This is a genomic window from Mesorhizobium sp. M1A.F.Ca.IN.022.07.1.1 (assembly GCF_003997575.1).
GTDB lineage: Bacteria > Pseudomonadota > Alphaproteobacteria > Rhizobiales > Rhizobiaceae > Mesorhizobium.
On the sequence record NZ_RZST01000235.1, the window covers coordinates 1 to 9,474 of the forward strand.

Sequence of the window (9,474 nt, forward strand, 5' to 3'; positions counted from 1 at the left end):
GTAGACGATGTTGCCGATCGCCGCGCGGTCGCCGCCACCGGCAAAGCGGTGCGACAAGCCCCAGTCGCGCAAGGCGTCGGCCACCGGCCGATGCCGCCGGCCGATGTCTTCAAGCACTTCGATGGCCGCCGCCAGCCTTCCGCCCAGTCTCATTCCTGCTTCCGTCTATCGTTGCTTCCAGCCCTGCTCTTAGAGCCTTTCCGGCTCCGATTGAAACACTTCTCTTGCGGTGAAGCCAAAACGACCTGTCCCATGCCATCGTCCATGCAACAGGCGGAAGGTTCTTTCGCGGCAGTCGGCGGTCAGCGGATAACAAGAAAAACGCCTCGCACATGAAACTTCTCTAATGTCTTGACTGGCGGATGCAAAGCAAGACCACTGGCTTAACACTCAGCTTTCCAAGTTTTGCCGGCAGGAATACTCTTTCGCCTGTGATTCGCGACGCGGAAAACGCGTTTTGGCGGATCCCTATGAGGAGAGGGCAATGAAGACTTATCTGGCAGAAGTCCTAGGCACGTTTCTGTTGGTGTTCATAGGCACGGCCTCCGTGGTCACGGGCGGCTTCGGCGGCGCGCTGCCGCTCGGACAGGAAGGGATCGGCCTGGCGTTCGGCATCGGCCTGATCGCCGCGGCCTATGCGATCGGCCCGATCTCGGGCGCGCATCTCAATCCGGCGGTGACGCTCGGCGTGTTCCTTGCGGGGCGGATGCCGGCGAGGGAAGTCGTGCCTTACTGGATCGCGCAGATCATCGGCGCCATCATCGCTTCGCTGGCGCTGTGGATCATCGTCACCGGTCAGGCCGGCGGCCACACCGGGGGCTTCGGCGCAAATGGCTGGGACGAGGCGAAATGGGGCATCAGCTCGGCCTTCCTGTGGGAGCTGATCGGCACCTTCACCTTCGTCACCGTCATTCTCGGCGTCACCAACGCCAAGCACATGACGGCCTTTGCCGGCCTGGTGATAGGCCTAACGCTGGCAGGGCTCCACTTTGCCATGATCCCGGTGACGGGCACTTCGGTCAATCCGGCGCGCTCGATAGGCCCGGCGCTGTTTTCGGGCGGCACGGCGCTCGGCCAGCTCTGGCTGTTCATCGTCGCGCCACTGATCGGCGGGGCGATCGCCGGGATCGTTGCCAAGGCTGGCATCTTCGAAAAAGACTGATAGCTACTTTACCCAATGCAAAAGGCGCGGGCATGAACCCGCGGCGGGCATGAACCCGCGCCTTTTTTTTGGGACCATGAGACCTAAAGCGTATCGCGATCTTTCAGTTTCGCTCCGTGCGCTTTAGTTTTTTTAATTTGCGCATGTCTTTGTCCCGAAACCGGTTCCCACTCTCGCGAGACCTGCTTTACTTCGCGACCAGTTCGAACCGGTCGAGATTCATCACCTTCGTCCACGCCTTCACGAAGTCCTTGACGAACTTCTGCTTGGCGTCCGCCGAGCCGTAAACCTCGGCCAGCGCACGCAATTGCGAGTGCGAGCCGAAGATCAGGTCGGCGCGGGTGCCGGTCCACTTGACTTGCTTGGTCTTGCGGTCGCGCGCCTCATAGACCTCATCCGCGTCTGGCCCAGAGCCGGCCGCCGGATCCCAGATGGTCGCCATGCTGAGCAGGTTGATGAAGAAGTCGTTGGTCAGCGTGCCCGGCCTGTCGGTGAACACGCCGTGCTTTGAGCCGCCATGATTGGCGCCGAGCACGCGCAGGCCGCCGACCAGCACCGTCATTTCCGGCGCCGTCAGCGTGAGGAGCTGCGCGCGGTCGACCAGCATCGCTTCGACCGACATGGGCAGCCTGCCGCGGACATAGTTGCGGAAGCCGTCGGCCCTCGGCTCGAGTGCCGCGAAGGATTCGACATCGGTCTGCTCCTGCGAAGCGTCCATGCGGCCTGGCGTGAAGGGCACGTTCACCTCATTGCCGCCGTCTTTCGCGGCCTTCTCGATCGCGGCGGCGCCGCCGAGCACGATCAGGTCGGCGAGCGAGATCTTCTTCTCGCCAGCCTGCACCGCGTTGAACTCCTGCTGGATGGCTTCGAGCTTCACCAGCACCTTCGAAAGCTGGGCCGGCTGGTTGACTTCCCAGTCCTTCTGCGGGCTGAGACGGATGCGGCCGCCATTGGCGCCGCCGCGCTTGTCCGAGCCGCGGAAGGTCGAGGCCGAGGCCCAGGCGGTTGAGACCAGTTCAGGAACCGTGAGGCCGGAGGCCAGGATCTTCGCCTTCAGCGCGGCGATATCCTCTTCGCTGACCAGTTCGTGGTCGATCGCCGGAATCGGATCCTGCCAGATCAGCTCTTCCTTCGGCACGAGCGGGCCGAGATAACGAACCACCGGGCCCATGTCGCGATGGGTGAGCTTGAACCAGGCGCGGGCGAAAGCGTCGGCGAACTGGTCCGGGTACTGGTGGAAGCGACGCGAGATCTTCTCATAGGCCGGATCGAAGCGCAGCGCGAGATCGGTGGTGAGCATGGCCGGAGCATGACGCCTGGAGGGATTGTGCGCGTCCGGAACCGTGCCGGCGCCGGCGCCGCCCTTCGGCGTCCACTGATTGGCACCGGCCGGGCTCTTCGTCAGCTCCCATTCGAAGTTGAACAGGTTGTCGAAGAAATTGTTGCTCCATCTGGTCGGCGTCGTGGTCCAGGTGACTTCCAGGCCCGAGGTGATGGCGTCGCCGGCAATGCCGGTGGCATGTTTGCTCGACCAGCCGAGGCCCTGCGCTTCGATGCCGGCACCTTCCGGCTCCACGCCCACCAGCGAGGCATCGCCGGCGCCATGGGTCTTGCCGAAGGTGTGGCCGCCGGCGATCAGCGCCACGGTCTCTTCGTCGTTCATGGCCATACGGCGGAAGGTCTCGCGGATGTCGCGGGCCGCGGCGACCGGATCCGGTTTGCCGTTCGGGCCTTCCGGGTTCACGTAGATCAGGCCCATCTGAACGGCGCCGAGATGGCCCTGCAGTTCACGGTCGCCGGAATAGCGCTGGTCGTCCAGCCACTTCGTTTCGGAGCCCCAATCCACGTCCTGCTCCGGCTCCCACACGTCGGCACGGCCGCCGGCGAAGCCGAAGGTCTTGAAACCCATCGATTCCAGCGCGACGTTGCCGGCAAGGATCATCAGGTCGGCCCAGGAGATCTTGCGGCCGTATTTCTGCTTGACCGGCCACAGCAGCCGGCGCGCCTTGTCGAGATTGGCATTGTCCGGCCAGCTGTTCAGCGGCGCGAACCGCTGCTGGCCGGCACCGGCGCCGCCACGCCCGTCGCCGATGCGATAGGTGCCGGCACTGTGCCAGGCCATGCGGATGAAGAGCGGTCCGTAATGGCCGAAATCGGCCGGCCACCAGTCCTGCGAGTCGGTCATCACATGGTGCAGGTCCTTGATCACGGCATCGAGATCGAGGCTCCGGAATTCCGTGGCATAGTCGAAATCCTCGCCCATCGGGTCCGAGAGGCTCGACTGCTGATGAAGAACGCCGAGGTCGAGCAGATTCGGCCACCAATCCCGATTGGTCCTGCCGGCGGATCCATGCGCCACGGGGCATTTGCCAGCGCTGTTGTCGTCGGTTTTCGCGTCCATCTTACTCTCCAGGGTTTTGATTTTTCCGAGATTGATTCTGCGCAGATTTCGGGGCCGGCCAGCGGCCGCGCCAATCTGGAACGATTCCAGCCTAGGCCGGCTTGGCGATAAAGACAAATTGCCTTTCCTGTTCGTTTTGATAAGCTTTCCTTATGATCGGCCTCACCGTGCGACAGATGCTTTATTTCGACGCGCTGGCGCAGACGCTGCATTTCGGCCGCGCCGCGAAGCTTGCCGGCGTCAGCCAGCCGGCGCTCTCCGCCCAGATCGCCGAAATGGAAGAGCGGCTGAACTGTCTTCTGTTCGAGCGCGGCGGCAAGGCGGTGCGGATGACGGACGAAGCACTTGTGCTGCAGCCGCGCATCGAGCGCATTCTTGCCGATATACGTGACGTCGAGACAACCGCCCGGCGCGGCCGCCCTGCGATGGAAGGCCGCTTCCGGCTGGGCATCATTCCGACCGTAGCGCCCTATCTCCTGCCGTGGGTCCTGCCGGAACTAAAGAAGCATTTCCCGGGCCTGCAGCTCGAACTGCGCGAGGCGGTGACGGCATCGCTGGTCGAGGACAATGTCTCGGGCAAGCTCGACGCTTTCATCGCCGCGCTGCCGCTCGACCATCCGGGGCTTGTCACGGAAGAGCTCTTCCCGGACCGCTTCTTCCTTGCGGTGCCCGCCGGCGATCCGGCTTTCGCCTCGCCGCCCGTGCCGCCGGAAAGCCCGGCGCTGAAACGGCTGATGCTGCTCGAGGAAGGTCATTGCCTGCGCGAACAGGCTCTGGCCGTCTGCGGCAATGTTCGGCCGGTGGCGATGGCAAGCTATGGCGCCACCAGTCTCACCACGCTCTTGCAGATGGTGGCGCATGGGCTGGGCGTGACGCTGGTTCCGGAAATGGCGGCAAACGCCGCCGGCGTCATGCCGGACCTCAAGATCGTGCCGTTCCAGGAGCCGATGCCGCAGCGCATGATCTGCCTCGCATGGCGGCGCAACAAGGTGCGCCAGGACGAATGCGTGGAACTGGCAAAGATCATACGGGGATTGGATCATGCGGTGCTGGCGAGCTGACCCTGGTTTCTGAGCTTTGCCCAATCCCAGTTCTCAGCCAACGCCCGTATCGAAAGCTTCTGCTGCTTACCGGAGCTAACGCTGCCCGCTTCGAAAATCCGATAGTGCGGGTCCCAACCTCGAGTTCTCTATCCCTCGTTCGATTGCAAGCCTTCACGGCACAAATATGAGAAATACGTAGGTAAAGAACACCACAATATGAACCATTCCGGTCAGGAATGTCGTTCTTTCGGTGCTGAAGCTTACGCTGCAAATGAAAAGCGCCAGGGCCAAAAGTACCGCATCAGCCGCCGGAAGCCCAAGGGTCAACCCTCGGCCTGTCAGCAGGCTGGCGGCCGCCACCGCCGGTATCGTCAGACCGATGGTGGCGCAGGCCGAACCCATCGCAACGTTGAGGCCGCGCTGCAGCTCATTGTTGAGCGAGGCGCGAACCGCCGAAATGGCCTCCGGCATCAAAACCAGCCCGGCGATCATCGCTCCCACGATACTGTCGGCCTGGGTCACCTGGTAGGCAACGAGCGTGTCCTCGACACCGGCGGCGACCTGCTCGGCCAGCATGACGATGCCGATCAGCCCGCTCAGCAGCAGCAGAACGCCGAGAGAAAGGCTTTCGTGAAGGGCAGTTCGCATCGGAACGTCGTGCGCCTGTTCCTGGACGAAGTCGTCCCGGTGCCGAACGGTCTGGGCAAACACGAAGCTTGCATAGAGCAGCACCGAAAGGACGCTCACAAAACCAAGCTGGCCCGCCGAAAACGTGCCTGGATCCGTCGTCTGGGTGTAGGTCGGCAGGACAAGCGTCATGACAGTCAGCGCGATCAGAACCGCGAGATACGCGCTGGTCCCTTGCCGAACGATTGCCTGCTTGCGATGACGCCAGCCGCCAAGCGTGAGACACGTACCGACGACGCCGGTAGAGATAATCATCACCGTCGAGAAAACGGACTCGCGCGCCAATGTCGGGTTGTTCTCTCCATGCAGCATCATGGAAACGATGATCGACACTTCGATTGCCGTCACGGCAAAGGTCAGCACCAACGTCCCGTACGGCTCCCCCACGCGCCGGGCCACTGCCTCGGCGTGGTCGAGCACCACGAAAATGGTGATGAACATGATCGCACTCGAAAGCGCTCCAACGACAATCCTGATGTTCAGCGAACCTTCGTCCACCGAAAGGCCGCTGGCTCTGACCGCGACAGCCGTCACCAGGGCGGCCAATGGCATCGTGTAGGAAGTCACCGACCGCGCGAAACCAGTCATTGAAGCCCCTGCGTTTCCGCGAATTTAGCGGAAAAGCCTGTGGGAAGCACCCCAGCCGACATCATTGCGAAGTGGACGGACCGATCGCCCGGCGTTCGACTTCTTCCGGGAAGCCGATCCGCTGCTGCCGAGGATGCTCGAGGAGTTGCGGCGCCGGCTGTTCCAGCGCACCGAAACCTCGAGATGCCGTGGTCTACGCCGTTTCCTGCCCCGGCAATGACCAACCTCAAAGCATCCGCGCCAGGACTTTACGCGTGCGTGACGTGCTCCCCCTTGCCGGTCTGGGTGAGGCGGCTTTAGGACACGATCGAACAGCTTCTGGCATCGACGGTGTCAATCGCCTTGCGAACCGCCGTGCAGAATTTTCCCAAAAGTTCCGGCTCGTTCCCCAGCCGCTGGCGCAGGGAGAAGGGTATCTCCAGCTGCGCTCCTTTGCCGGTCAATCCACGATTGACGATGTTCAAATCGCCGATGCCTGGAAAAATATGGTTGTCCCTTTTGGTGTTGAAGCCGGCTTCCTGGAGGCGCCGAACTATCTCTGTAATCAGCGCGGCATCCTTGCCGCCCATATAGATTGTCGAGGGATCGTCCCGATCCTGGCGACCGTGGATAGCAACGACAATCGACTTCGCCCGCACCAAGTCGAGCGCGGATTCCTCGTCAAAGTTATTTGACGTTATGTGCAACTCGCGATTGTTTTGCGGCATCAGTCCTTCAAAGCAATACAGATCCAGATCGCTCCCTGCCACCGTCTCGGCAATCAGGGAGGTGCGGGGCTCGATCTTCCCACCGTGCGGCGCGAGGACGATCGCATTGCCGGTTCGAGCGCCACGCCGCACGACGATGCGATAGTCCACGTTTTCAGTTTTGGCGGCCTTCAGCGCCGCGAAATTTGGGAACTCGTTGTCCATAATCCCATCCAAACGCGTGGTCGGCAGTTGCGCTTCGAGCGCGTTTTGCAAAGGCTGAATATTTCCGGATCAATCCCGCTTCACGCCGTCTTCTGCGCCACCAGCCCCAGTTCCTCCACCATTGCCTCGCGCATCAGGAATTTCTGCGGCTTGCCGGTCACTGTCATCGGCAGCTCGGTGCGGAAGCGGATGTAGCGCGGCACCTTGTAGTGCGCGATCTGGCCGCTGCAGAAGGCCTTGATCTCCTCAGCGGTGGCGATCTGGCCGGGCTTCAGCACGATCCAGGCGCAGATCTCCTCGCCATATTTGTCGTCGGGAATGCCGAAGACCTGCACTTCCTTGATCTTGGGGTGGCGGTAGAGGAATTCCTCGACCTCGCGCGGATAGACGTTCTCGCCACCGCGGATGACCATGTCCTTCACCCGGCCGACAATGTTGCAATAGCCCTCCGCGTCGATCGTCGCGAGGTCGCCGGTGTGCATCCAGCCGTCAGCGTCGATCGCCTCGCGGGTTTTTTCCGCGTCGTCCCAATAGCCCTTCATCACCGAATAGCCGCGTGTGCAGAGCTCGCCCGGCTCGCCGACCGGGACGGTGGCGCCATCGGCGCCGATCGCCTTGACCTCGACATGCGGATGGATGCGGCCGACCGTGGAGACGCGTTTTTCCAGCGGGTCGTCGACGCTGCTCTGGAAAGAAACCGGACTGGTCTCGGTCATGCCATAGGCAATGGTCACTTGCGCCATATGCATCAGCGACACCACCTTCTTCATCACCTCTATCGGGCATGGCGAGCCGGCCATGATGCCGGTGCGCAGGCTGGAGACGTCGAAGCTAGAGAAATCGGCATGATCGAGCATGGCGACGAACATGGTCGGCACGCCATAAAGGCCGGTGCAACGTTCCTGCGCGACGGCTCTGAGCGTCGCGCCCGCGTCAAAACCTTCGCCCGGGAAGACCATCGTGGCGCCTTTGGTGACGCAGCCCATCGTGCCCATCGACATGCCGAAGCAATGATAGAGCGGCACAGGGATGCAGAGCCGGTCGTCGACGGTGAGCTTGATCGCCGAGGTGACGAAGCTGCCGTTGTTGACGATGTTCGAATGGGTGAGTGTCGCGCCCTTCGGCGCGCCCGTCGTTCCGCTGGTGAACTGAATGTTGATGGCGTCGCCGGGCTTCAGGCTTTCGGAGATGCGATCGAGGCTGTCATGCTCGTCGCGTCCGGCCATTGCCAGCACATCGCCGAAATTGAACATGCCGGGCGAGTTGTCCTCGCCCATGCGGATGACGATCTTCAGCGATGGCAGCTTCTCTGCCTCGAGCTTGCCGGGCTCGGCCTTGGCGATCTCCGGCGCCAGCGTCTCGATCATGCCGAGATAGTCGGAGGTCTTGAAGCTGACCGCCGTGACCAGCGCCTTGCAACCGACCTTGTTGAGCGCATATTCCAGCTCGCTGAGCCGGTAGGCCGGGTTGATGTTGACCAGGATCAGGCCGATGCGCGCGGTGGCGAACTGCGTCACCAGCCATTCCCAGCGGTTGGGCGACCAGATGCCGACGCGATCGCCCTTCTCCAGGCCGAGCGCCAGGAAGCCGGCGGCCAGCGCGTCGACCGCATCCGACAGCTCGCTCCAGGTGAAGCGCTTGTCTTGGCCGACGAAGACGGCGGCATCGAGCGTGGCGTATCTGCTCACCGTATCGGAGAACAGTTCCGGAATGGTTTTGTCGAGCAACGGCGTCGAACGGTCGCCCGAGACATGCGCCCTGCCGTCCATTGGAGCAATGAAGGTGCCATGCGTTCCGCGCCCGCGCAGATTGGTGGCGTTCATGAGCTCGTCGAGTTTGATCGCCATCGCCGTCACCTCCCGGGATGAGCCAGCCTATCAGCCTGCCGGGACGGTGGAAACCCGCCGAAGGTATGGGTTAAGCGACCAGCGCAGCCATCTTCGTGGCGATGCCACGCAACTGTGCCTCATCGGCCGCGTCGCGGACCTTCCTGGAAGCAACGAGACAGGCTTGCGACTTCAGGATTATTCCATCGCTCAGCACCTTGAGATGGTTGGCGCGCAGCGTCGAGCCGGTGGTGGTGATGTCGACGATGACGTCGGCAAGGCCGGCCGCCGGTGCGCCTTCGGTGGCGCCGAGGCTTTCGACGATGCGGTAGACCTGGATGCCGTGCTTCAGCGAAAAGAACTGCTGCGTCAGCCGCCAGTATTTGGTAGCGATCCTGAGCCGCCGGCCATGACGCTGGCGGAAATCGGCGGCGACATCGTCGAGATCGGCCATGGTATCGACGTCGAGCCAGATATCCGGCACCGCCACCACGACATCGGCATGACCGAAGCCGAGACGGGCGACGATCTCGGCGCGCGCTTCCCAGCCTGCGAGGTTTTCGCGCAGCAGATCCTCGCCGGTGATGCCGAGATCGACCGCGCCCTGGCCGATCTCGCCGGCGATCTCGGACGCGGAGAGGAAGGCCACCTCGACATTGTCGAGGCCGTCGATACGGGCGCGGTATTTGCGGTCGTCCTCGGGCAGAGTGACCGCCAGTCCGGCCTTGGCCAGGACTTCAAGCGACTGCTCCTTGAGACGGCCCTTGGATGGGATCGCCAGCGTGATCATCGCGTGGGCTCCCGTAATGCTTCGATGCGGTCGAGCCACACCGAGAAGCCGACGCCGGGGATAGGC

7 protein-coding genes and 1 pseudogene are annotated in these 9,474 nt (G+C 62.6%); 2 read left to right on the forward strand and 6 right to left on the reverse strand.

The features are described 5' to 3' along the window. Positions 1-153 (reverse strand): annotated as a pseudogene (locus EOA75_RS35175) (MFS transporter); the annotation flags it as partial. A gap of 331 nt (positions 154-484) precedes the next feature. Here EOA75_RS35175 and EOA75_RS22565 point away from each other — a divergent pair. Next, complete coding sequence (locus EOA75_RS22565; RefSeq protein ID WP_127325198.1) at positions 485-1,162, forward strand: MIP family channel protein; 678 nt, start codon at positions 485-487, stop codon at positions 1,160-1,162. 187 nt (positions 1,163-1,349) lie between these two features. On the opposite strand, the gene katG is transcribed toward EOA75_RS22565, so the two are convergent. After that, entirely contained in the window at positions 1,350-3,563 is a 2,214-nt protein-coding gene (katG, locus tag EOA75_RS22570) for a catalase/peroxidase HPI (RefSeq protein WP_127325199.1), read from the reverse strand. Between the two features lie 152 nt (positions 3,564-3,715). Here katG and EOA75_RS22575 point away from each other — a divergent pair, with 152 nt between their 5' ends. Further along, positions 3,716-4,624 carry a hydrogen peroxide-inducible genes activator gene (locus tag EOA75_RS22575; protein ID WP_127325200.1) on the forward strand — a complete coding sequence of 303 codons (909 nt, stop codon included), beginning with the start codon at positions 3,716-3,718 and terminating at the stop codon, positions 4,622-4,624. Between the two features lie 153 nt (positions 4,625-4,777). On the opposite strand, the gene EOA75_RS22580 is transcribed toward EOA75_RS22575, so the two are convergent. The 4 genes from EOA75_RS22580 to hisG form a co-directional block, all read right to left on the reverse strand. After that, positions 4,778-5,881, reverse strand: coding sequence for an ionic transporter (locus tag EOA75_RS22580; RefSeq protein WP_127325201.1), 1,104 nt, complete (start codon positions 5,879-5,881; stop codon positions 4,778-4,780). A gap of 296 nt (positions 5,882-6,177) precedes the next feature. Beyond that, the gene (locus EOA75_RS22585; protein ID WP_127325202.1) at positions 6,178-6,792 is read right to left on the reverse strand and encodes a poly-gamma-glutamate hydrolase family protein; all 615 of its coding nucleotides are present in this window, start codon (positions 6,790-6,792) and stop codon (positions 6,178-6,180) included. 80 nt (positions 6,793-6,872) lie between these two features. Continuing rightward, positions 6,873-8,639 (reverse strand): AMP-binding protein, encoded by a 1,767-nt coding sequence (locus EOA75_RS22590; protein ID WP_127325203.1) that lies wholly within the window; start codon positions 8,637-8,639, stop codon positions 6,873-6,875. A 70-nt stretch (positions 8,640-8,709) separates the two neighbouring features. Then, positions 8,710-9,408 (reverse strand): ATP phosphoribosyltransferase, encoded by a 699-nt coding sequence (gene hisG / locus EOA75_RS22595; protein WP_127325204.1) that lies wholly within the window; start codon positions 9,406-9,408, stop codon positions 8,710-8,712. Positions 9,409-9,474: the final 66 nt, after the last annotated feature.

Bases quoted from the DNA above. Each gene is read 5' to 3' on its own strand.
- EOA75_RS22580 (WP_127325201.1), bottom strand. From the start codon at position 5,881: ATGACTGGTTTCGCGCGGTCGGTGACTTCCTACACGATGCCATTGGCC.
- EOA75_RS22565 (WP_127325198.1), top strand. From the start codon at position 485: ATGAAGACTTATCTGGCAGAAGTCCTAGGCACGTTTCTGTTGGTGTTC.
- katG (WP_127325199.1), bottom strand. From the start codon at position 3,563: ATGGACGCGAAAACCGACGACAACAGCGCTGGCAAATGCCCCGTGGCG.
- EOA75_RS22590 (WP_127325203.1), bottom strand. From the start codon at position 8,639: ATGGCGATCAAACTCGACGAGCTCATGAACGCCACCAATCTGCGCGGG.
- EOA75_RS22585 (WP_127325202.1), bottom strand. From the start codon at position 6,792: ATGGACAACGAGTTCCCAAATTTCGCGGCGCTGAAGGCCGCCAAAACT.
- EOA75_RS22575 (WP_127325200.1), top strand. From the start codon at position 3,716: ATGATCGGCCTCACCGTGCGACAGATGCTTTATTTCGACGCGCTGGCG.
- hisG (WP_127325204.1), bottom strand. From the start codon at position 9,408: ATGATCACGCTGGCGATCCCATCCAAGGGCCGTCTCAAGGAGCAGTCG.